The 23,918-nt window shown below is 37.9% G+C and carries 23 protein-coding genes; 6 read left to right on the top strand and 17 right to left on the bottom strand.

From position 1 onward, the window contains the following. Positions 1–20: 20 nt before the first annotated feature. The 8 genes from CEY12_RS04200 to CEY12_RS04165 all read right to left on the bottom strand — a co-directional run bounded on the left by CEY12_RS04200 (position 21) and on the right by CEY12_RS04165 (position 7,827). A complete protein-coding gene (locus CEY12_RS04200; RefSeq protein ID WP_089029789.1) occupies positions 21–1,730 on the bottom strand; it encodes a sulfite reductase flavoprotein subunit alpha in 1,710 nt (569 codons plus the stop codon). Further along, the gene (cobA, locus tag CEY12_RS04195) at positions 1,720–2,565 is read right to left on the bottom strand and encodes a uroporphyrinogen-III C-methyltransferase (RefSeq protein WP_089026492.1); all 846 of its coding nucleotides are present in this window, start codon (positions 2,563–2,565) and stop codon (positions 1,720–1,722) included. Before cobA ends, CEY12_RS04200 begins: the two co-directional genes overlap by 11 nt. Before the next feature lie 25 nt (positions 2,566–2,590). Then, positions 2,591–3,502, bottom strand: a complete 912-nt coding sequence (gene cysK / locus CEY12_RS04190) for a cysteine synthase A (protein ID WP_089026491.1) — start codon at positions 3,500–3,502, stop codon at positions 2,591–2,593. Positions 3,503–3,528: 26 nt separating this feature from the next. Then, a complete protein-coding gene (gene epsC, locus CEY12_RS04185) occupies positions 3,529–4,359 on the bottom strand; it encodes a serine O-acetyltransferase EpsC (RefSeq protein ID WP_089026490.1) in 831 nt (276 codons plus the stop codon). 3 nt (positions 4,360–4,362) lie between these two features. After that, on the bottom strand, positions 4,363–5,601 hold the full coding sequence (locus tag CEY12_RS04180) for a sulfate adenylyltransferase subunit 1 (RefSeq protein ID WP_089026489.1): 1,239 nt from the start codon (positions 5,599–5,601) through the stop codon (positions 4,363–4,365). A gap of 97 nt (positions 5,602–5,698) precedes the next feature. Further along, positions 5,699–6,607, bottom strand: coding sequence for a sulfate adenylyltransferase subunit CysD (cysD, locus tag CEY12_RS04175; protein WP_089029788.1), 909 nt, complete (start codon positions 6,605–6,607; stop codon positions 5,699–5,701). Between the two features lie 10 nt (positions 6,608–6,617). Continuing rightward, complete coding sequence (locus tag CEY12_RS04170) at positions 6,618–7,331, bottom strand: phosphoadenylyl-sulfate reductase (RefSeq protein WP_089026488.1); 714 nt, start codon at positions 7,329–7,331, stop codon at positions 6,618–6,620. 79 nt (positions 7,332–7,410) lie between these two features. Then, positions 7,411–7,827: an RrF2 family transcriptional regulator gene (locus CEY12_RS04165; protein WP_089026487.1), complete on the bottom strand. Its 417-nt coding sequence runs from the start codon at positions 7,825–7,827 to the stop codon at positions 7,411–7,413. Positions 7,828–8,416: 589 nt separating this feature from the next. On the opposite strand from CEY12_RS04165, the gene CEY12_RS04160 reads away from it, so the two are divergent. After that, positions 8,417–9,748, top strand: coding sequence for a hypothetical protein (locus tag CEY12_RS04160; protein WP_089026486.1), 1,332 nt, complete (start codon positions 8,417–8,419; stop codon positions 9,746–9,748). A gap of 625 nt (positions 9,749–10,373) precedes the next feature. Here the strand turns inward: CEY12_RS04160 and CEY12_RS04155 are convergent. The 7 genes from CEY12_RS04155 to CEY12_RS04125 form a co-directional block, all read right to left on the bottom strand. Beyond that, positions 10,374–10,868: a GNAT family N-acetyltransferase gene (locus CEY12_RS04155; RefSeq protein ID WP_089029787.1), complete on the bottom strand. Its 495-nt coding sequence runs from the start codon at positions 10,866–10,868 to the stop codon at positions 10,374–10,376. A gap of 257 nt (positions 10,869–11,125) precedes the next feature. Next, positions 11,126–12,106 (bottom strand): alpha/beta hydrolase family esterase, encoded by a 981-nt coding sequence (locus CEY12_RS04150; RefSeq protein ID WP_089026485.1) that lies wholly within the window; start codon positions 12,104–12,106, stop codon positions 11,126–11,128. Positions 12,107–12,134: 28 nt separating this feature from the next. Further along, entirely contained in the window at positions 12,135–13,400 is a 1,266-nt protein-coding gene (locus tag CEY12_RS04145; protein ID WP_089026484.1) for an NAD(P)/FAD-dependent oxidoreductase, read from the bottom strand. Between the two features lie 8 nt (positions 13,401–13,408). After that, entirely contained in the window at positions 13,409–14,407 is a 999-nt protein-coding gene (locus tag CEY12_RS04140; RefSeq protein ID WP_089026483.1) for a 4-hydroxyproline epimerase, read from the bottom strand. A gap of 4 nt (positions 14,408–14,411) precedes the next feature. Then, on the bottom strand, positions 14,412–15,893 hold the full coding sequence (locus CEY12_RS04135) for an aldehyde dehydrogenase (NADP(+)) (RefSeq protein ID WP_089026482.1): 1,482 nt from the start codon (positions 15,891–15,893) through the stop codon (positions 14,412–14,414). A gap of 15 nt (positions 15,894–15,908) precedes the next feature. Next, positions 15,909–16,814 (bottom strand): dihydrodipicolinate synthase family protein, encoded by a 906-nt coding sequence (locus CEY12_RS04130; protein WP_089026481.1) that lies wholly within the window; start codon positions 16,812–16,814, stop codon positions 15,909–15,911. Positions 16,815–16,907: 93 nt separating this feature from the next. Further along, positions 16,908–17,786: an AraC family transcriptional regulator gene (locus CEY12_RS04125; protein ID WP_089026480.1), complete on the bottom strand. Its 879-nt coding sequence runs from the start codon at positions 17,784–17,786 to the stop codon at positions 16,908–16,910. Positions 17,787–17,973: 187 nt separating this feature from the next. Between CEY12_RS04125 and CEY12_RS04120 the strand changes: the two genes are divergently transcribed. From CEY12_RS04120 to CEY12_RS04110, 4 genes are read left to right on the top strand one after another with little or no spacing between them, the layout of a single operon-like run. Then, positions 17,974–19,362 carry an aminopeptidase P family protein gene (locus CEY12_RS04120; RefSeq protein ID WP_089026479.1) on the top strand — a complete coding sequence of 463 codons (1,389 nt, stop codon included), beginning with the start codon at positions 17,974–17,976 and terminating at the stop codon, positions 19,360–19,362. Between the two features lie 18 nt (positions 19,363–19,380). Then, entirely contained in the window at positions 19,381–21,552 is a 2,172-nt protein-coding gene (locus CEY12_RS04115) for a S9 family peptidase (RefSeq protein WP_089026478.1), read from the top strand. Positions 21,553–21,557: 5 nt separating this feature from the next. Continuing rightward, entirely contained in the window at positions 21,558–21,695 is a 138-nt protein-coding gene (locus CEY12_RS22205; RefSeq protein ID WP_157676751.1) for a hypothetical protein, read from the top strand. A 49-nt stretch (positions 21,696–21,744) separates the two neighbouring features. Next, complete coding sequence (locus tag CEY12_RS04110; protein WP_089026477.1) at positions 21,745–22,179, top strand: carboxymuconolactone decarboxylase family protein; 435 nt, start codon at positions 21,745–21,747, stop codon at positions 22,177–22,179. Positions 22,180–22,245: 66 nt separating this feature from the next. Here the strand turns inward: CEY12_RS04110 and CEY12_RS04105 are convergent, their stop codons facing one another. Together CEY12_RS04105 and CEY12_RS04100 are read right to left on the bottom strand one after the other, a co-directional pair. Further along, complete coding sequence (locus tag CEY12_RS04105; protein ID WP_089026476.1) at positions 22,246–22,668, bottom strand: lipocalin family protein; 423 nt, start codon at positions 22,666–22,668, stop codon at positions 22,246–22,248. 54 nt (positions 22,669–22,722) lie between these two features. After that, entirely contained in the window at positions 22,723–23,271 is a 549-nt protein-coding gene (locus CEY12_RS04100) for a TIGR00730 family Rossman fold protein (RefSeq protein ID WP_089029786.1), read from the bottom strand. A 192-nt stretch (positions 23,272–23,463) separates the two neighbouring features. Between CEY12_RS04100 and CEY12_RS04095 the strand changes: the two genes are divergently transcribed. Continuing rightward, positions 23,464–23,910: a DoxX family membrane protein gene (locus CEY12_RS04095; RefSeq protein ID WP_089026475.1), complete on the top strand. Its 447-nt coding sequence runs from the start codon at positions 23,464–23,466 to the stop codon at positions 23,908–23,910. The last annotated feature ends 8 nt before the right edge of the window (positions 23,911–23,918 follow it).

Genomic DNA, 23,918 nt, shown 5'->3' with positions numbered 1-23,918 from the left:
ACAATTACTTCAAATGGGGTTTAATAAACATCTTTAGCATATCTGCCATTAAGCTCCATTTCTTCCAGATAGCTAAGAGCATCCTCCTTGCTGCGTTTCCCCTGAGTTTGAATAATATTCAAAAGGGTTTCTTCAACATCACGGCTCATGGGCTCTTTTGCACCACATACATAGATAGATGCTCCCCCTTCAAGCCAGTAAAAAACTTCCTGGGCCTTTTGTTCCAGTTTGTGCTGGACATATATTTTTTCTGCTGTATCTCTGGAGAAAGCAAGGTCTAAATGAGTGAGCCCGCCTGTTTTAAGAAAATCCTGAAGTTCTGATTGATAAAGGAAATCTGATACAAAATTCCGGTCCCCAAAAAATAACCAATTCCTGCCCTCTGCTCCTGTTGCATCCCGCTCCCAAAGAAATGACCTGAATGGTGCAATTCCTGTTCCCGGTCCGATCATGATAATATCTTTATCCTGCTCCGGTAGTTTAAAATGACCTGCTTCCTGAATATAAAACTCAATGCTTTCTCCCTCAGCGAATTCACTAAGAAAACCACTGCATAATCCATTCTGTTTCTGGTCGTCGATCAGGAATTCAGATTTGGCAACAGTAATGTGAATTTCAGTATCTCCATGAGCCTCCAAAGAGGAAGAGATGGAATACAATCGTGGAGACTGTCCAGTTAATACAGTGATGATCTGTTCAAATTCATCAGCATTTTTCACCGGATAAATCCGAAGGAGATCAAGAAGGCCTAAACGAACTTCTGGAATTGAATGTCCTGTAATCGCAGCATATTGAGCAACAACTGTTTTTAATAGATAACTGATATTAAGATGTTGAGATAAAAGCTCTTCTACACTGGCCGTTACTCGAGCTGTTTCAACTTCCTTCTTAGGGTCAATTCCTGTTAATTCAATAATTTCATCGACTACAGGTTTTGAATTGAAAGGAATAATACCCAGAGCTGCACCAGGACTGTAAACAAGAGTTTCTTCTGTTTCTATTTCTATGTGATAGGTTTCCTTATCAGAAGTAATATCGTTCAGATTAATAATGTTGGAAACCGTTCCCTGATACTTTTTCCTTCCCTTTGAAACTTTTGGAGCTGAAATGTTTTTTGAACTATTCTCAGATGTTTTGTTTACTGTTTCGAAAACATGTTCGATCCATTGGCTTGCATCCTGTTCATAATCAATATCGCATTTTTTTAATGGAATGATTCGCTGAGCTCCTAATATTTCCAGACGGTAATCCACATCCTCTCCTGTTTTACAGAATAGCGGATAACTTGTATCTCCTAAAGCTAAAACTCCGAATTTTAGTTTGCTGAGATCGATTTCATTCTCATGAATATAGTCATAGAATTTCTTAGCGAGAACCGGAGGATCACCTTCGCCCTGGGTACTTATGATAACAAAGAAGTACTCTTCCTTACCCAGGTCTTTTGGTTTATATTGTGAAAGATCAGCTAACTTAACCTGGATTCCTTTTTTCTTAATAATTCCTGCCAGGCTTGTCGCCAGTTTTTTACTGTTCCCCGTTTCTGTCCCATAAGCAAGGGTAATTTTTTTCACAGCAACCTGATCTGTGGACTCAATCTGTTGAGGAGCCTGAACAGCCGGTAAAGATGATCCTACAAGACCTGCTAAATATCCGCTTGCCCAGATGGATTCATCTCTGGAGAAATTATCAGATATTTGTTTTAATATTTTTAATTTATTTTCAGACAGCATATTCGAAGAAATTTTGAGTTTTTTGGATGAGGCTTCCATTTTCAACTGATTTAAAATAAAGGCCTTCGTTTTCAGAATTTTGAAGCCATGAAAATTCTTCATGCAGATTGACTACTTTACCAATCACAACTAATGATGGAGAGGCAAAAGTTTTATCTGCAAACTTTATCGCAAAATCATCAAAAGATGAGGTATACACCTTTTGATAAGGTGTAGTCGCCTGTTCAATCACAGCAATCTTTTTATCCCTTGAAACCCCTAGCTGTATAAATTTTTCTACAAGAGCTATAAGGTTACCCTTAGACATATAAAATACAAGAGTATCATTGGTTACAGCCAGTTCTTTCCAATACTCATTGCTAAGAATTTCAGACTTATAATACGTAAGAAACCGGACAGATGTAGCATATCCTCTGGCGGTTAAAGGCATGCCTGCATACGCTGCAGCTCCTAAAGCAGCTGTAATTCCCGGAATAATTTCAAATGGGATATGATTTTCTTTTAAAGCTTGTAATTCATCCAGAATATTAGAAAATATAGATACATCACCTCCTTTAAGTCTTGCAACAGTTTTGTTCTGAAGAGCATAATCAACCATTAAAGTATTAATGAGTGATTGAGGTGTGGACGCGTTTTTACTGCACTCTTTACCGACATAAATAACTTCTGCATTTTTATTGACGTATGTTTCCAGTATTTCGGGACTTACAAGACGGTCACATAAGATAACATCCGCCTTAGCAATAGCTTTTACTGCTTTTACGGTGATGAGATCTGGGTTGCCGGGTCCTGCACCAATAAGATAAACCTTGGGTGCTTTTATGTTTGTATTCATTTAAAGTCTGTGTTAGTTAAAGAGTTTAGAAGAGCCCTTCAATGGAGAGATACCGTTCACCAGTATCGTAATTGATGGTTAGAATTTTAGCGTCAGTCTTGATTTCCGGTAAATGTTTAGCAATGGCAGCTAAAGCAGCACCTGTAGAAATTCCTACAAAGAGACCTTCTTTTTTAGCGGCATCCAATGTATATTGAAAAGCCTCCTCTTTACCTACTGTAATTACACCATCCAGAAGTGTTATATCTAAAATGGAAGGTATAAATCCTGCTCCCAAGCCCTGTAAAGGATGAGGTGCCGGACTTCCACCGCTTAATACCGGAGAAAGTTCCGGTTCTACAGCAATTACCCTAACATTAGGATATTTCTCTTTTAAGACTTTTGCGATTCCTGTAATATGACCTCCTGTTCCTACTCCTGTAATAATGTAATCCAAACCATCAGGAAAATCTTTTATTATTTCCTGTGCGGTTGTTTCTGTGTGAATCTTTACGTTAGCAGGATTATCAAACTGCCTTGGTATCCATGAGTTAGGGGTTTCCTGCGCGAGTTCATTTGCTTTTTCAATAGCGCCCTTCATTCCTTTTTCTCTAGGCGTCAGTACAAATTCAGCTCCGTAAGCTTCCATAATTTTACGGCGTTCTATACTCATGCTATCAGGCATTACCAGAATAAGTTTGTATCCTTTAACGGCAGCAACCAATGAAAGTCCAATTCCGGTATTTCCACTGGTAGGCTCTATGATTGTGCTGTCTTTGTTTAATAAACCTTTGGCTTCTGCATCTTCAATCATGGCTAATGCTATTCTGTCTTTGATGCTTCCTCCTGGATTGCTTTTTTCTAATTTGATCCAGACTTCATGATCTGAATTAAAAAGCTTGTTAATTTTTACGACTGGCGTATTCCCAATCGTTTCTAATGTGTTCTGAAATTTCATACCAATACAATTTTTATTTTTCTATTTTAAATAACAAAGGTTAAAGATTCTGGTAATGAGTTGTTATCCTTTATTTTTATTTCACTTTTATGATAGACCAGAGAATTGGGAGGAACACTTTGTGTGATCCATACATTTCCTCCGATAATACTGTCTTTGCCAACTGTTGTATTTCCTCCAAGAATGGTAGCTCCTGAATATATAGTAACATGATCCTCAATATTGGGATGTCTTTTCTGATTGGCTTTTTCCTTTGAGACATTTAAAGCTCCAAGGGTAACACCCTGATATATTTTCACATGATTCCCAATGACTGCCGTTTCGCCAATAACGATTCCGGTTCCATGATCGATAAAGAAATATTCTCCGATCACTGCTCCGGGATGGATATCAATTCCTGTTTTACTATGGGCATACTCTGAAATGACACGTGGTAATATTTTTACTTCCTGCTTCCACAACTGGTGGGAAATTCTATAAACATAGGTTGCAAAATATCCCGGATATGCCAGAAGTATTTCCTCCAGAGAGCCTGCTGCAGGGTCAAATTCAAGAATAGCAACAGAATCCAGAATCAGCTGATTATAGATGTCAGGCAATGCATCAAAAAAGGTATCCGTTTGAACTTCTGCAAGATCTTCGTCTGCGGTAATGCAGTTTATTAAGCTAAAAAGAGCACCATATAATTTGGCGAAATTTCTTTCCAGCTGATCCGTTGTATTTTCTTTTTCAGGAAGAAAAAGGACCTCGTACAAACCGGTAACAAAATATTTAGCTTTTGCCTTATCAAAAAAACGATGAGCATTGCATTGTTTGCTGTTACGGATTCTGTCAATTAAATTATTGGAAACTGTCATTTTCTATTGAATTATGCATGCTGCTACTGTTGAATTGGAGGTCTCATCTACTAAAATAGCAGACCCTGTTCTTTTATTATGGATAAAACTGTCGTAAGCAAGAGGTTGCGCCGTTCTAAGAGTGACTTTAACAATTTCATTAAGCTTAATCTCTCCCTCTGCCTGTTCCTGTACAAGAGTATTAACATTGATCTTATAATCCACTGCTTTTACTACTGCTTTTACCAATCTGCTATTTTGTTGCAACAGGTATTTATTTCCCGGTTGCAAAGATTTCTGATCCAGCCAGCATAAGAGAACTTCAAGGTCTTTTTCGACAACGGGAAGTTCCTTTTCAGGAGCGAAAAGATCACCTCTGCTGATATCCAGATCATCGGCAATGTGGATAACTGCAGGTTGCCCTTCAAATGCCTCCTCTACTTCATTCCCATTGATTTCAATTGCTGTAATTTCACTTGTCGAACCAGCCGGAAATATCTGAATCTTGTCTCCTTTTTGAAATCTACCGCTTAGTATCTGTCCGGCATAGCCCCTGTAATCATGTAATTCTTCTGTCTGTGGACGTATTACATACTGAACCTGAAAACGGCTTCCGCTGTTCAATTCTTCAGTAAGGGTTACTTCCTCCAGAAATTCTAAAAGAGCATTTCCTTTATACCATTCTGTTTTGGAAGATAGACTGACAATATTATCGCCTTTAAGTGCTGAAATAGGGAAATAAGCCACATCTTTTAACTCAAGATTGTCAGCAATTGTTGCATACTCTGACTTGATGGTTTCAAAAACTTCTTCCGAATAATCCACCATATCCATTTTATTAATGGCGACCACTACTTTTTTAAGTTTCAATAATGAAGCGATAATGGAATGCCTTCTTGTTTGTTCGATTACTCCTTTACGAGCATCGATAAGAATAACCATCAGGTCAGAATTGGAGGATCCGGTAATCATATTTCGGGTATACTGTACATGGCCGGGAGCGTCGGCAATAATAAATTTTCTTTTAGGTGTTGAAAAATATCGATAGGCTACATCAATGGTAATTCCCTGCTCTCTTTCAGAACGAAGACCATCTGTTAAAAGTGCCAGATCTACACCGTCTTCATTTTTATTTTTAGAATGTTTTTCAAGTACTTCCAGCTGATCCTGTAAAATACTTTTGCTATCGTAAAGCAGTCTTCCGATAAGGGTACTTTTACCGTCATCTACACTTCCTGCTGTTATAAATCTTAATATATCCATTTTTGAATTATGAAGTATGAGTTATGAATTATGAGTGATAATTGATGGACATTCCGTCTTAATCATTGATCAATTATCTTTTATCATTTATCGTGTATTAAAAGTATCCTCCTTTTTTTCGGTCTTCCATCGCGGCTTCCGTTACCCGGTCATCAATTCTGGTCTCTCCGCGTTCTGAAATCCGTGTTGCTACAATTTCTTCGATCACTGCATCTATTGTCACTGCATGGGATTCGACAGCTGCGGTGCAGGTCATATCCCCCACAGTGCGGTAACGGATCTTTTTTGTGGCGACGAAATCGGTACTGTCTAAAGATGCGTGCTGCGAATTGGCAATCCACTGTCCGTTGAGATCTACCACTTCTCTGTCATGAGAGAAATAAATGGAAGGCAGCTCAATTTTTTCTCTACGTATGTAGTTCCACACATCAAGCTCAGTCCAGTTGCTAATCGGGAAAATCCTTACATTTTCTCCTTTATGAATTTTTCCGTTGAAAATATTCCATAGCTCAGGACGCTGAAGTTTAGGATCCCATTGTCCAAACTCATCTCTGACAGAAAATATTCTCTCCTTCGCACGGGCTTTTTCTTCATCTCTTCGGGCACCTCCAATACATGCATCGAACTCAAACTCTTCAATCGTATCCAGTAAGGTATAGGTTTGCAGCCAGTTTCTGCTTGGGAACTTCCCTTTAGGCTCTGTTAAGCTTTTTGTTTTTATGGTGTCTTCAACTTTACGTACAACCAATTCTACTTCCAGTTCATTCACGAGCTGATCTCTGAAATCTAGAACTTCCGGAAAGTTATGTCCTGTATCCACATGAACGAACTTAAAAGGGATTTTTCCATGACGGAATGCTTTTGAAGCCAGATGAGCCAGTACAATACTGTCTTTTCCTCCACTGAATAAAAGTGCGGGACGTTCAAATTGTCCTGCTACTTCCCTTAAAATATAAATGGATTCAGCTTCTAACTGATCTAAGTAATCTAAATGATATGTTGACATGTTTTCTTTTTTATTGATGAATATGTAATCCGCATTCTTTTTTGTTGGCATCTTCCCACCACCAGCGGCCTGCTCTAAAGTCTTCCCCCTCTTTTATCGCTCTGGTACAGGGTTCGCATCCAATACTGACAAATCCTTTTTTATGCAGATAATTGTAAGGTAAATGGTAGGCTTTTACATAATCTGTTACCTGTTCGGTAGTCCAATGAAGGATAGGGTGAAATTTGATGATCTGATTATCCTCGTCCCATTCCAGCTGGGGCATATTTTGCCGGTTCGCAGAATGTTCCGATCTCAGACCTGTGATCCAAACCTTATAGCCGGCCAAAGCCTTTTTCAAAGGATGGACTTTACGGATTGTACAGCATGCTTTCCTCTGCTCTACCGACTGGTAAAAAGAATCGGGTCCGTTCTCTACAATGAATTTCTGTATTTCTTCTGTATCCGGATAATAAGCTTTAATATCTTTTTTAAAAAACGCTCTGGTGGCCGTCCAGGTTTCATACGTTTGTTCAAAAAGCCTACCCGTATCAAGCGTAAAAATATCAATATTGAGATCTTTGATTAAATGAGTGATCACCTGATCTTCATAACTAAAGCTTGTCGAAAAGATAAGCTTATTAGGAAACCGCTCAACCAATGTCTGCAAAAAATCAGGCTGAAAAGGACTTTCAGAAGCTTTTTCCAGTAGTTTTTCGAATTCTATTTTAAGATTATTTTCCATTTGGGATTGAAATTATTCCTGCAAATATATATAATCCTATTAATCCTACCAAATTAGTAGAGTTTAAAATTAAAAAAAACTAATTTTTTTTCATAAACGTAGTCAGAGTGGCCTCCATCATGCTTTTTCTTGTTTTTTCCCTTACGATCATCAATTCATTTCTAAGATAGCAGGATGCTTCATCCACACAATCATCGCAAGGTTCATAGAAGTTTAAGGACACACAAGGCGTTAGTGCTATCGGTCCTTCGAAAATACGGTAAATATCTGCCAATGAAACTTCATCCGGAGATTTTAGCAGATAATAACCACCAGCTTTACCTTGCTTACTATTGACAAGCCTTACTCTTTTCAGTTCTAAAAGAATCTGTTCTAAAAATTTTTTAGGGATATGTTCATCTTGTGCAATAACAGAGGTAGGCAGAAAGCCCTGGTTATAGTTTCTTGCTAATCTGACCATTGCTTTTAAAGCATATTTGCAACGTTTGGACATCATAATGACTGCAAGTTATGATATTTTTTTTATTAATGAAATGTTTTGAGTTGAGAGTGTTTCATACCAACACGCCAAATCTTTGATTTGCTACCCCTCCAAGGGAGGGGAATTTTGACCGCTTCAATTGTGATATTAATATTGAGTTCTTTATTAATCGCAAAGACGCAACGTTTTCTTTAGGATGTTGTTTTGAAGGCGCAAGAAAATCAAATATTTTCGGCAGAGTTTGCCCTAGCGACAGCGACTCGTCACTTCGAGTAGGTTTTGAAAAAACCGCATCGAGAAGTCGTTTCTACTTTAAAAACACTTAAGTTATTGTAAGTGACAAGCTTTGGGTATAGGAAGAACACTTTAGTTTTTTAAAAATCTTTGATTTTCATCTTATGTGATCTTTACAGCGTTATTCATTTAGCTTAAAAATGCTTAAGTGTTCTAAAGTGTTTAAAAACTTTTGTGCCTTTTGTGGTTAAAGAAAATTTGGATTTTTTCTCTCGCAGGTTAAGCAAATGTTGCACGCTAAAATTAAATGTTTTAAAAGACTTTAGCAGCGTTAAGGTTAACCTATTATCTTTACCATCAAACTATTGATATGAAACAAAGATTAAGATTTTTAAGTACTTTAACTATGCTTATTATTCTGATGTGCTGTCAACAATCTATTCAAAATAGGATTTCTTCCAGAAAAGGTATAATAACCAAAAAGATCATCTATACTGAATCTTTGTTTCCCAGTTATAATTCGAATTATACTCCCCCATCGGGCATAAAAACCTTTGAACTGAGTCAGGATTATCCAAAGACAGTGATTGTTGAAAGTTATCCATGGCAAAATATAGATTTCACCAAAGATCCTGAACTGTATATGCAGGCTGTTTTAAAGTATTGCCTGGAAGGCAATATAGAAGTTGATTTCAGGGGGCAGGAAAATAAAATCAGGAAATGGTATCATGCTCCGTGGCTGCACGATGACGGAAAATATGTGAATAAAGAATATATAGGAAATGGACGTGAATATATCCACGGCCTGACAAGGGAGTTTGCCACACCAAAATATAAAATACACGATCAGCAGGACAACGAATTGGAAAATTGGGCAGTGGGAATGTATAATGCTCCGGGTGGCTATACATTAGGACAAGTTTGGTCTGCTCCCAACCAAAACCCGGATCCTGCAAAATCTAACTTTCCGGAAGGAACGGTAAGTTTTAAATTACTATTTACTGATGGGACTTCGCATAAGATTCCTTTTCTAAAAAATACACTTGAATGGAAAGCTAATATCTATCGGTGTAATCCTAATACAGAGTGTGCAGATAAAACAAGAACTGATCGAACTGTTAGACTTCTTCAGATTGATATTGCTGTGAAAGACAAAAGAGCTTTGAAAACAGGTTGGGTATACGGAACATTTATATATGATGGATCAGGTAAAGGGAAAACGGTTTGGGATAGAATGGTTCCCGTGGGATTAAGCTGGGGGAATGATTCCGAAGTAACAAAAGATATACATCGTGATGGTGCATTTATCAATGAAGAACTTAAAGAGTCTTTTATTAATGCCTCATTAATCCATTCGGAGAGGAAAAATAATACAGTAGCTTATCTTAAATATCATGGATTAGGAGGAAGATTAAACGGTCCTATTGATAACTCAATATCGTCATGTATTTCTTGTCATGGGAATGCAGCGGTTAGTAGGAATGGTCTCACTTTACCCTTAGGTGATTTTAAGGCTAACACAACAAGGTTTAATTATTCTCCTGAATCATTCAAACAATTTTTTATGGATGTTCCATCAGGTGCTAATGTGATACAATTCAAAGAGGAAGAATATACAACGACAGATTACTCATTACAAATTTCGATTGGTATCAGGAATTATTATTCTAATAAAAGAGATTTGGCTGATGGTTTAAAGTAAAGATAAGTTCCATATTTTGTTATAGTGAGTTCTTTGTTAATCGCAAAGGTTTATAGATGTTGCTGTTTTTAAGGCGTAAGAAAATCGAAGATTTTCGGAAGAGTTTGCCATGGCGATAGCGAGTCGTCCTTCGAGTAGGTTTTGTATCGAGAAGTTGTTTCTATTTAAAAACACTTAAGTTATTTTTAAGTGACAAGCTTTGGGTATAGGAAGAACACTTTAGTTTTTTGAAAATCTTTGATTTTCGTCTTATGTGATCTTTACAACGCTATTCATTGATCTTAAGAAAGCTTAAGTGTTCTAAAGTGTTTAAAAACTTTTGTGTCTTTATGGTTAAAAAAACTTTCCATTGTTCTCTCGCAGATCGGGCCGATTTTTTTGAATTTTTAAAAATGATTGCGATTTAGAAATGCTACGGTTTTAATATGTTTAGATTCCTTCATTTCGCTTCGCTTCATTTCTGAATGACAAAGACGGTAAATTAAAATGTGACAAATAAAAAATCGGAGATTTTTAAGAAACTTATGTGTACTTCTTATGCAATAAAACTTTAAACTTTCTTAAGTGCTCTAAAGTGTTAAAAACTTTTGTGACTTTTGACTACGTCGAACCTTCGGTTTGTGGTTTAATTTTTCTGAAATATAAAGTAAGCTACCTCCTCGTCTTCTCTCACTAAATTTTCTATTCGGTTGAATCCATTTTTTGCAAGAACTTTTTGTGACCCTACATTATCAAGATCCGTCACAGCAACAATATCTCTATGATCAGGTAATGAAAGACAATAATCGACAAGGGCTTTACAGACTTTAGTAGCTACGCCCTTTCCCCAATAATTTTCACCTAAAACATATCCTATTTCTGTCTGCTCAGGATGATCAACAAGAGCTCTTACAACACACATCCCTACAAAGTCATTATCCTGGGCATTAAAAATTCCCCATCTGCTGAATGATTGTTCTTGATAATCTGACAATGCTTTTTGAAACATTTCCACATATTCTTCGTGGCTTTTATTGGGAAGAAATTGAGTAACATTTGGGTTTTCAAAGAGTGACAAGAACAAGGGTAATTCCTGGGCTGTAAATTCACGTATGATAATCGAATCGTCTTTATGTTGCATGGGAGTAATGAAGTTTTTCAAGACCATAAAAATACATCAAAAAACTGAGAATTATGTGACAAATTTCAGCAATGAATATTAAAAAGGGCTTAAGATCATTGCTGATCATTAAGCCCAAAACATCATCCAACATTCAAAATTATCTTTCTGTTCATTTCCTGGGAACCACCTATTCAAATCCTTGATTTGATACCTTTCCCTGAGAAAGGAATGTTAGTTTTTTCAGTAATGGTGTTCCGGATAATATAATTAATGATTTAAAAACTCTTGAACCAATCGGTTACAGCCTGAAAATAATAATCTGGTGGCTGATGACCAGGAAGACTACCGCTACCCGAGTATTGCCCGGTTTTATAAAGAGTAAGTTTTACGGCTGCTGTACCACCGCTATAGTTCTTTGTAACATCGGTACCACCTCCAATTTGAGTAGAAGTGGGTTGACCGGTGGTTCCGTTTTTCAATCTCCAGAAATCAGCCTGCTCTATTCCGAAGGCTCCATTAGGACTGGTATTACCAAAATGATCATCATTGAGACCAAAGAAGACCCATACGGCTGTATTTCCGTGATAACTGGAATTGGCGACATAGTTTCCATTACTATCTTCAAACCAGAAGGGTCTGTTGGAAGCAATTGGAGCCACAGCCTTAAATACTCCATTTAAGAAATAAGCAGTAACATTAGTCATATCTCCACCCCAGGAATGTCCTGTTGCAAAAATGAGGTCCTCATCAATTGAGTAAGTAGATTTGATAAGATTCAAAAGTTCCTTAGTAAACTGAATATCGTGCATTCCTTCATAAGGTGAGGCGTAATCTCCCATTGCCCAACCTTTATCTGATCCCCAGATGTATTTCTGATCAGGATAAACAAATATGGTATTATCCATTAATTTTTCAAGACCAGGAGTACTGGAATTCCATCCCTGCCCCATCCATTGCTGCATCTCATGACCTGTAGTATCGGTTCCTGCGAAAACAAAAACAAGACGGTATTTTTTTGTATTCACATAATTGTCAGGGACCGATAAGTAGTAACTTCTTGTTCCTCCAGCATTGGAAGAAAAGTCATGTTCCTTTTGTCCGCTGGTATAAGTCGTAACAGCAGCTGTGTTCTTCGCTTTTGGCGGATCATCTGTAGTAAGTGTTACATCCCTACTTTCGCAGGCATAAAAGAACGCAAAGCTCATTAAACAGGCTAATTTTAACAGATAACCTGTAAGTACATTTTTTGTTTTCATATAAAAAAAATTGGTGTGTCGATATGCATCAGCTAAATCTTTCAGGATTAAACAAGCTGATATTCACAGTTGGTTTTTGGCCACTGGCAATTTCGGAAACTGTTCTTCCAAAAACAGGTCCCAGACTCAACCCCATCATTCCACCACCGCCTGCGATGATTAAATTTTCAAGCCTGGAGGCTTGTCCCAAATAAGGAAGTCCATCAGGAGCACAGGGTCTGTACCCAAACCATATGTCGGATTCCTTAGGCGTTTCAATCTGAAATTCGGGCATATATTTCGGAATAGATTGTACAATTCCTTCTACCCTGCTCATATTAATTTTATTGCGATGTGGTGCCAATTCCATGGTTCCTCCAAATCGAATATGACCTCCCATAGGAGTTACGGCCACCCTTGCTTCCAATAAAAGTGCGGCCCGTTCTATCCTATTTGCCGGATCTTCCGGTTTATGCATAAATGAATATCCTTTACCCGGCATTAAATGGATTTTTATTCCCGCTTTTTCTGCCAGCTCAGGAAGAAAAGATCCTCCTGTCATCACAAATTGATCTGCTGTAAATCTTTCACCATTGGCAATAACCGCCCTAATTGTTTTTCCGTAGGTCTCAAATCCTGTTATCCTATGCTGGGTATGGAAAACAACACCATTATTTTTAAGATAAGAGATCAATTGTTTCATCAGTTTCACCGGATTCATATGACCATCGCATTTGTAATTGATGCCACCCAAAATATCCAGTTTAATATTCGGTTCCAGTTCTCTGATTCCTTTTTGGTCAAGAATATCAACCGACAAACCTAATTTAGTGGCTGTATGAGCCAGTTCTGTCTCTTCCTCAGCTACTTTTTCTGTTTTATATAACATCAGAATACCATTCTGGTTGAGCTCAAAATCAAATTCTTCCTTTTGAGCAATTTCATTATAAAGCTGGCTGCTTGCTAAATTGAGATCTCTGATTGCCGAGGCAGAGCGATCAACATGTTTTTGATTGGAATGTTTTAAAAATTTCATTCCCCAGGATATCAATTGAGGGCTTAATGAAGGTTTTACATAAAAGGGACTCTTACTGTTCAGCATCCATCGGATTCCCTGTGCCACCACTCCCGGTGCTGCCAATGGGGTAAAATGACTGGGGACGATCATACCGGCATTGCCATAGGAGCAATTATTAGTAAGATCAGATTGTTCTACTACTTCTACCTCCCAGCCTTTTTGTAAGAGATAATATGCGGAGCTTAGTCCTGCAATTCCTGCACCGATAATAAGTGCTTTTCCTTTATTTTGTGCCATTTTGTTTTTTACATAACCTGAAATCCTAACCAGTAAGGATCTTCATCGTCGATAATAATATGATTATACCCTGTAATTCTTGCCCAACCTTCTACAGACGGAATGATCGCTGATTTTCCTGCGACTGTTCCTGTTCCTTCAATTCTTCCTATAAACTGGGAACCGATGTAGCTTTCATGGATGAAAGTCTCACCTTCTTTTAATTTCCCTTTCGCGTACCATTGGGCCATTCTTGCTGAGGTTCCGGTACCGCAAGGTGAACGGTCCAAAGCATTTTCACCAACCAAAACGGCATTACGTCCACTTGCTTTAGGATCTGTAGGCTTACCGGTCCATTGGATGTGGCTTAACCCTTTAATGTTTTCGTCTTCAGGATGAATAAAGCTGTATTTTTCGTTTAATAACCTTCTGATTATTTTTCCATAATGAATCAGCTGACTGGCTGTAAAATCTGAAATATCTCCAAAATTTTCCTGAGGATCAATAATACCATAAAAGTTTCCACCATAGGCCACATCTGCTTTTATAGATCCCAGATCCGGGCAGTCTACCACCAGATCTTCAGCATAGAGAAAAGATTTTACATTCGTGAGTTTTACAGACTTTACTTTCTTTCCTTCCTGAACATAATCTATAAGGATTAAGCCAGCAGGAGTTTCCAGTCGTAATTTTCCGGGAACTTTTGGAACAACCAGCCCTTCTTCTATCGCAATCGTGACAGTTCCAATAGTTCCATGTCCGCACATAGGAAGGCATCCGCTGGTTTCAATATATAAAACCCCGATATCATTCGCCTCATCAATAGGTGGATAAAGGATACTGCCACTCATCATATCGTGCCCCCTTGGCTCAAACATCAGTCCTTTACGGATCCAGTCGTATTCTTTCATAAAATGAAGCCGGCGTTCCATCATCGAATTTCCTTTCAGGATAGGCCCACCACCTGCAACAAGGCGTACGGGGCAGCCACAAGTATGGGAATCGATACAAAAAAATTTTCTGTTCATCTGTTTACAATTTTAATGATCCTGAATTCACTTCACCATCCACAACTCTGCTGATCTGTAGTGGATTTTCATTCTTTAATTCCTGAGGCAAAAATTCATCCGGCCAGTTCTGAAAAGAGATGGGACGAACAAATCGTTTCACTGCGTCAGGTCCTACAGATGTAAATCGGGCATCAGTTGTTGAGGGAAAAGGCCCGCCATGCTGCATTGCATACACTACTTCTACACCTGTAGGCATTCCATTGAATAAGAGCCTGCCGCATTTATCTTTTAAAAAGTTGATCAGGTTTTGATTTTCCCGCACATCGGGATCTGTACCCGCAACGGTGATCGTTAATTGTCCTTTTAATTGTTTTGCGATCTGTATCATTTCCTCAGGAGTTTCACAGGCTACCACAATACCGAAAGGACCAAAAACTTCTTCGCTTAAAATACTATTTTGGATAAAGTTTTTTCCCGTTGTTTCTACAACTGTTGCACGTCCCTGCCATTCATTGGCTTCAGAACTTACATGAGCTATAACGTTAACTTCCGGTTGTTCGATAGCAGTCGTTTTAAGCTTTTCGAAATTTTCAAAAATACCTTTGTGAAGCATATTCACAGGAGTGATACCAGGGATTTCATTTTTCAACGTGTTGATGAACTTATTAAGTCCCTCTCCTTTCAACGCTATAAATACGCCGGGATTGGTGCAGAACTGCCCGACTCCTAATGTTAGAGAAGCTGCATATTCCTTTGCCAATTCTTCTGCTCTGTTTTGAAGCACGTTCTGAAAAGCAAATACAGGATTTATACTTCCCATTTCTGCAAATACAGGAATAGGTTCTTCACGTTGATTGGCTATATTAAAGAGTGCTTTTCCACCGCCAAACGAACCGGTAAAGGCTACTGCTTTTATTTCTTTATGTTTAGCTAAATAAGCCCCGATATCATTAGAGGTTCCTGTTACATGACTAAAGATCCCTTCCGGCCATTTGAATTCATGGACAACTGTTGTTATTGCATCCGCCATGATTTTTGAAGTTTCAGGATGTGCAGGATGAGCTTTTACAATAACAGGATTTCCTGCACCAATGGCACTTGCTGTATCTCCTCCGGCAGTGGAAAAAGCAAACGGAAAGTTACTGGCTCCGAAAACAACCACTGGCCCTATACCTACATTGTATTTTCTCAGATCTCCTTTTTGTTGATCAGGTTGTGGAAGATTAATTCTTGGTTCTGCATAAATTCCTGTGGCCACAGCATTCGCATAGCTTCTCCATTGCCCTGTTGTTCTTGCTTTTTCACCTGCAAGTCTGGCTAAGGGTAATGATGTCTCCTGATGGGCTGTGGTTAAAAGCCCATCTCCTAAACTTTCAATTTTGTCAGCTACAGCATTCATAAATGCGGCACGCTCCCTTATCGTCGTATTTTTCAGAAACTGATACGCTTCAGCCGCCATCTGAATTCGCTGATCAATCACTTCTTTTGATGTTTCTTCAATCATAGTTTTCTTTCTGAATTAATCTAATGCCGGACGATTGGCAATACCTTCAGCAATAATCTTATTGATCTTTTCAGCTTCATTGCCCTGTAATTCAAGTCTTGGAGCTCTTACATAAGGATTACTGATTCCTTCTGCTGTTGCTGCAAGCTTTATATATTGGATCAATTTCGGATGGATATCGAGCTCCAGCAAAGGCATAAACCATCTGTAGATCGCTACTGCTTTATCATAATTCCCTGCTTTAGCATGGTTGTACATTGCTATTGTTTCATTAGGAAATGCATCTACCAGACCTGCGACAAGCCCATCTGCTCCAAGCATTAAGGTTTCCAGACAAATGGTATCCACACCACCCAGGATTTTGATCCTTTTACCAAAACGGTTGATCATGCGGGTAACATTGGCCAGATCTCTTGTTGATTCTTTAACAGCTTGTATAGTTGGGTAATCGATCAGTTCACTGAACATTTCAAGGGTTACATAAATTCCGTAATCCACCGGATTATTATAGATAAGAATAGGAAGATCCGTTGCTGTAGCTACTGCCTTAAAGTATTCTACTACTTCACGGTCATCTGCTTTGTAACGCATGGGTGGAAGTAACATCAATCCATCTGCACCTAATTCCTTCGCTTTTTTCGCAAAATTAACAGCATTCTTGGTTGTACTTTCGGAAAGGTTTAAAATAACAGGTATTCTACCATCTGTAATCTTTTTTGCATATTTCAGCAGCTCAAATTTCTCCTCTGCTTCCAACACACTTGCCTCCCCTAATGTTCCTGCAAGGATAATTCCGTGGACCTGAGCTTTAATCTGAGCTTCAGTATTTTTAGCAAACATCTCAAAATCTATTTCTCCTTCTTTTGTGAATGGAGTTAATACTGCAGGATAAATACCTTCCCAGTTAAGTTTTGTACTCATATAAAATTATATTTCTTCAAAACTACCGGAAATTCAAATCTATAAATGTTAATATTTTAATGGATTCTAACCATATTTTAACAGGGTTGTTTTTTACTCCAAAATGGTTTCCTTATAATGCTTTAAATACTCTTTTGGTGAGTATTTCATAATAAGTCGAAAAACGCGATTAAAATTGGTTAAACTGTTAAATCCACTATTAAAGGCTACAGAAGAGATATTATACATGGTAGAAGAGGTCAGCAATTTACATGCTCGCTGCACACGAAGTTCGTTGAGGTATTCAATATAGGTGATACCTGTACGCTTTTTAAAGGACCTGCAAAAAGCCTGAGGCGTCATACAGGCTTCTTTGGCTATTGTATCCAGGGTCATTTTATTCTGGGCAAAATTCTTCTTAATAAAGTTTTGTGCATCTATAATCCTTTTGTCATTGTCAGAGATGTGATTGGGCAGGTTTTTCTCCGTGGATAAAGGGATATGCAGATGCCGGTTTTGCATGAGAAGAGTTAAAATCTTTACAAAATTCAGGATCTGATCCATACTTTTTGCCTTTTGCAATTCAGCTATACTGACGGCTATATCAGCTTTTAATGTTGGAGCAACCTGGAAACCTACTTCAGAATTCGCAATAAAATGTTTCAGTTCTTCAAATTCAGGTAAGTCAAAGATGGCTGAAATTTTTTTCTGCCCATGAAAGAAAATAGATACCGCATGAACTTTATGCTTTTCATTTTTATTAAAATCACCTTTAAAGACATGGGATTGATTGGCACCTAAATAAAAAATATCGCCAGCTTTGAAATTAAAAAGATTCTGTTCTATAGCCAATACTCCATGTCCTTTAATGATCCACATGATCTGTATCTCCGTATGACGGTGAAAATGAGGATAGAAATTAGTCATGATATCTTCCTGAATACGGATACTCTTATTGGTATCGGCGGGAACTGAAAACTGAAGACTTTTCATATCAAATTAATAGTTTGTGATGACGAGGAATATATGGTGTTAAAATATTGCCGAATTTAAGCAAAATATAAACACTATATATCATATTAAAATCCAAACTTTACCTATTGTTTATTTTTAGTAGGCAGACCACTTACAAATTGGATAAAATCGTAAATTAACCGTTTAATTAAAAAGCATTTAAAATATGTTTTCAGCACAAACTTACCAGGATAGAAGAACCGTATTAAAAGGCAATGTAGCCAGTGGAATTCTATTGTTTTTGGGAAATATAGAAAACCCAGTGAACTTTGAACATAATCCTTATTATTTTCGTCAGGATAGTACTTATTTATACTATTTTGGGATTCAGGAACCCCGGATTGCAGCCATTATAGACATTGACGAAGATAAGACGATTATTTTCGGAGATGAATTAAGCATAGATGATATTGTATGGATGGGCAGACAGGAAACTCTAGAAGAGAAAAGTTTAAAATCCGGTGTGCAGGAAACATTGCCTTATGCAGAACTTTCTAAATACATTCAAAAAGCTCAGTCTTCCGGCAGAAAGGTACACTATCTTCCGCCTTATCAGTCTTTCAATAAAATCTTATTGAGTGATCTTCTGGGAATTAAAATAACAGCGCTGGAACCTTCAACAGAAATGATCAAGGCGATCGTAAAGCAACGTTCTATAAAAGAAGCACAGGAAATTGTACAAATAGAACAGGCTGTTAATGTATCCAACGAAATGCACTTGCTGGCGATGCGTATCGCAAGGCCAGGTATTAAAGAATATGAAATAGCGAATGCAATTCAATACCTTGCAGCCAATAAAGAATGTCAAATGTCTTATCCTCCTATTGTTACTATAAATGGAGGGATCCTTCATAATCATTACCGTCTTAATACACTAAAAAGCGGTGATCTTTTTCTCAATGATTCAGGAGCTGAAACGGCGATGGGATATGCAGGTGATTTAACACGGACATTCCCTGCGGATCCAACTTTTACAACGAAGCAAAAGGAAATGTATGAAATAGTCCTGAATGCTTTTAATAATGCTCAACAACTTCTGAAACCGGGGATGAGATTCAAGGATATCCATCTGAAAGCCTCTCAGTATCTGGTGGAAGGTCTCGTTGATTTAGGATTAATGAAAGGAAACCCTGAGGAGGCCGTTAAAAATCATGCCCATACTCTATTTTTCCAATGTGGATTAGGACATATGATGGGACTAGACGTTCATGATATGGAAGATCTTGGAGAACAATATGTAGGATATATGGAAGCTGAACCCAAAGATACTCAGACATTCGGGCTTAAATCTTTACGTTTAGGGAAATCTCTGGAATCCGGATTTGTAGTAACGGTTGAACCGGGTATTTATATGATTCCTGAGCTGATCGATATCTGGCAGGCTGAAAATAAAAATGCTGAATTTATCAATTATGATAAGGTAAATGAGTACCGGAATTTTGGGGGAATACGTATTGAAGATGATTTCCTGATCACAGATGATGGATACAGACTTTTAGGAAGCGGGCTGATCAAAACGGTTGAGGAAATTGAAAATTACAGAAAGAACATTTAGCTTAATTAAATACTTTATATGATAGATATTAAAAGACTAATTAATATTGCGTTATGTATCCTGTCTTTGTCTCCTTTGGCGGCACAAAAGATACAATGGACACCTGATGGCAATGCTTATTATGCATTCACTAAAAACGGGATCGAAATCGTTAACGTACTAAATCCGGGGAAAAATCAAACATTTTTAAATACCAGTGAACTCATTCCTTCGGGAAGTTCAGCGGCTTTGGAAGTCCAGAGTTTTGATGTGTCTCCGGACGGGAAAAGCCTACTACTTTTTGCCAATACCCGAAAAGTATGGCGGGACAATACCCGTGGGGATTACTGGATTTTTGATAAAAACAATAAGAAGCTTACCCAGCTTGGAAAAGGTTTACCGGAATCTTCTCTTATGTTTGCAAAGTTCTCTCCGGACGGGAAAAAGGTGGCTTACGTATCAAAGCACAATATCTACATTGAAGATCTTACCAACAACCAATACAGCAAGATCACGAATGATGGTACTGACCGGATGATTAATGGTACTTTCGACTGGGCTTATGAGGAAGAATTTGGAACGCAAGATGGGTTCAGATGGTCTCCTGATGGAAGTAAGATCGCGTATTGGAAACTGGATGCACGCAGCACCAAAAATTTCCTGATGATCAATAATACGGATAGCTTATATTCATTTACCATTCCTGTAGAATATCCTAAAGTTGGAGAGAATCCTTCAGGTTGCAGTATCTGGTTTTATGATCTGGCTTCCAAATCTTCAAAAAAGGCGAATATAGCAGGTGATGAAGTGCAAAACTATATTCCGAGAATGGAATGGGTACAGGATTCTAAATCTGTTATTCTTCAACAGCTGAATAGGAAACAAAATCAAAGTAAAGTAATTGTTGCGGATGCTAATTCCGGGAACAGTAAAACCATTTATACTGAAACAGATCCTGCATGGATTGACATCAAATCCCGTTGGAATGATAATGATCCTAGTGGCTGGGACTGGATCAATAACGGTAAAGAATTTTTATGGTTATCTGAAAAAGATGGCTGGAGACATATCTATAAAATAGATTTAAACGGGAAAGAAACGCTGATTACAAAAGATGCTTTTGATGTGATAAAGCCAGAGTTTTTTGATGTTCCGAACAAACTGATTTATTTTTTAGCCTCACCAAAGAATGCCACTCAGGAATATTTGTACAAAGTGAGCATGAACGGAGGAAAGGCAGAACGAATAACGCCTGAAACTTATCCAGGAACGAATAAATATACAATTTCGCCCAATGGAAAATTGGCGATGTTTAATAATAGCAGTGTGAATGCACGCTCAGCGGGGATGGTAATATCGCTTCCGGATCATAAAGAATTGGTTGCTGCAAAAAATTCTTCAAAAGCAGATCCTTCGAAAGCTAAAGCAGAGTTTTTCCAGATCACAACGGAGGACGGAGTTACTATGGATGGTTGGGTGGTAAAGCCTAAGAATTTTGACCCAAATAAAAAATATCCGATTGTGTTCACAGTATATGGAGAACCTGGAGCACAAACCGTAACGGATAGTTTCTACACCGGCTGGAATGGTTTATATGTCGGTGATATGGCTCAGGACGGATATTTATACGTCTCTCTTGAGAACCGTGGTACACCGGCACCAAGAGGACGTGAATGGAGAAAATCTGTTTACCGTAAAATAGGACAATTGAATATCCGTGATCAGGCAATGGGGGCAAAAGCTTTATTTGCAAAATGGCCTTATATAGATACATCCAGAGTTGCCGTATGGGGCTGGAGCGGTGGAGGTTCTTCTACCTTAAACCTTTTAGGGCAGTATCCGGATATTTACCAGACAGGAATTGCGATTGCTCCGGTGGCTAATCAATTATTTTATGATAATATCTATCAGGAAAGATATATGGGACTTCCACAGGAAAACAGGGAAGATTTTGTCAATGGTTCTCCTTTAGCCTATGCTAAAAATTTAAAAGGGAATCTTTTATTGGTTCACGGAACAGGCGATGATAACGTTCATTACCAGAATACAGAAGTGTACGTTAATGAACTGGTAAAATACAACAAACAATTCCAGTTGATGTCTTACCCTAACCGAACGCATTCAATTAGCGAAGGAGAAGGGACTTCACTCCACCTGGCTACCCTATTTACCAAATACTTAAAAGAACATTGTCCTCCAGGAGGAAGATAAAATAAATGAATCCCACAGCAATGTGGGATTTTTTTATGTACAAAATGGATCGTATTGATCTGGACTATTCATCTTTCTCTTTCTGGTCACTCATCATCGATCCTGAAACCTTTAGTTTTGATCTCTCAAAATCAGCGCTATGATTCTTAATAGTATAAGAGATAAGGCTGACGAATTAATAATAAAATAGTAATGTCAACACGTATCAAAATCGATCAGGTAGAACCGGGAGGCTATGAAGCAATTGTAGGTCTTGAAAAATTTATTGAAACATTTCCATTGTCGCAGATCCATAAAGGATTGATTAAAATCAGAGCTTCACAAATCAATGGTTGTGCATTCTGTTTAGACAAACATACGAAAGAAGCCTATCTTGAAGGTGAAACAGAGCAGCGTATATACGCTTTGGGCATATGGCGGGATACCTCATTTTTCACGCATGAAGAGCGCGTTATATTAGCGCTTACAGAAGAAGTAACTCTGATTGGAAATCATGTAAAGGACGAGACCTATCACGAAGCGTTGGAAGCCTTAGGAGAAAGTTACCTGGCGCAAACGATTCTCGCTATAATAACGATCAATGCATGGAACAGAATAGGAATTACAACTCAGATGGTTCCTGTCTAGTTTCGGTGTATGCTAATTTATAAGCTGCTTCTATCATTTTAAGCAAAGCGTTTCTAATAGAGAGGGTTATTTTTTTCGTTTAAGTATCAATGTCCAGATCCCACGGCTTGTCCGTTCGTTATGGGTTTCAGCAACACGCATGATAAGTTTCATCGTCGTTTTATCCAATTGGCTGATTTCGAATTTCTTCTCGTAATGAAGTTCGTCAAATAAATATAAAGTTTTGGTATCAGGCTCTATCGAATAAGAATAATATCTCTGTCCACCATCATTAATTGAACCATCCGCGTTAAACTGCATAATATCATTAGCCGAAAATTTTGAATCAGTTTTCACCTCTTTTTTTCCTGTAAAATCGTACGCTTCCAATGTTGAAAGATAAGGCTGCCATTTCCCTACGATCATCTCTTTCTGGATTTGTTGTGAAAAGGCATTGGAGGAAATCGCCGTCAAAAAGAAAATAAACAGGTAGCTAAATGACTTCATCATATTTTTACATTTATTAGGAATTGGATTTTTCAAATGTACTGACAATCTTTTGAATTATGGCATTCTGTTTTTTAATGCTTTAATTCCATCCTCCGTCGAATTACAAACTAAAAAGCGGGATGGATCCAAAGGTTTCAGGAATTTCTGGTCAGACATTGTTTGCAAGAATGCTAAAAGAGGATCATAAAAACCATCGATGTTAAGAAGGATAATCTGTTTTTGATGGAGTCCGAGTTGCAACCATGTCAGCATCTCAAATAATTCGTCCAGCGTTCCCAGCCCACCTGGTAATGCAATAAAAGCATCCGATAGTTCATTCATCATTGCTTTTCGTTCATGCATCGTATTGACTACAATCAACTGACTGAGTTTATTATGGGCTATTTCCCTTTTTTTCAGGAAATCTGGCAAAACACCAATAACTGTTCCACCATTGTCAATGACTGCACTGGCTAATATTCCCATCAGTCCGGTATCTGAACCTCCATAAACCAACTCTATATTATTACTGGCAAGCAGTTGACCCAGTTGAATTGCGTTCTCATGGTATATTTCTTTATTACTTAAACTTGAACCACAAAAAACAGCCACCTTTCTTAGCATAATTGAACATATTTCTTTATGCCGAAGATCGTATAATGCTAGCCTTAAATCATATACCAGATCAAAGATAATCACCAGCCCAGGCTTTAAAAAAATATAAAGTGAGATTTCTGGGCCATCTATTTTGATCAATCTGGGTGCGTAAAGAGGTTCAGATTGGTGATACTTTTGTACCAATATTAATACATTATTATGAAAGAATCATTCAGAATCCCACAACTTCTTTTAAGATGTGCACTGGGAATTACATTTTTAACTCCTGTTTCAGACAGGCTGGGACTTTTGGGAGCTCCAGGTACCGGAAATATAGAATGGGGAAATTGGGAAAATTTCATCAACTATACCACTACCCTGATGCCATTTTTTGACCGACCTATGGTTAATGTTATGGGAACTGTTGCCACCCTATCTGAATTGCTTATTGGTATTCTCCTGATCATCGGTTTTAAAACAAAATATGCAGCACTTGGAGCCTCATTGCTTACGTTTACATTTATTTTATTTATGATTTTTTCAGTAGGAATACAAAAACCGATCAATTTTGGAGTTTTCACAGCAACTACTGCAAGCCTTCTCCTCTCTTTTATACCCACTTATCATTGGAGTCTGGATAATTTCTTAAAGAAAAAAGAAGCTTAGAAGCTCAT

The organism is Chryseobacterium sp. T16E-39 (assembly GCF_002216065.1).
GTDB lineage: Bacteria > Bacteroidota > Bacteroidia > Flavobacteriales > Weeksellaceae > Chryseobacterium.
The sequence above is the reverse complement of the archived record's forward strand: the minus strand, read 5'-3'. Positions and strand labels throughout refer to the sequence as shown.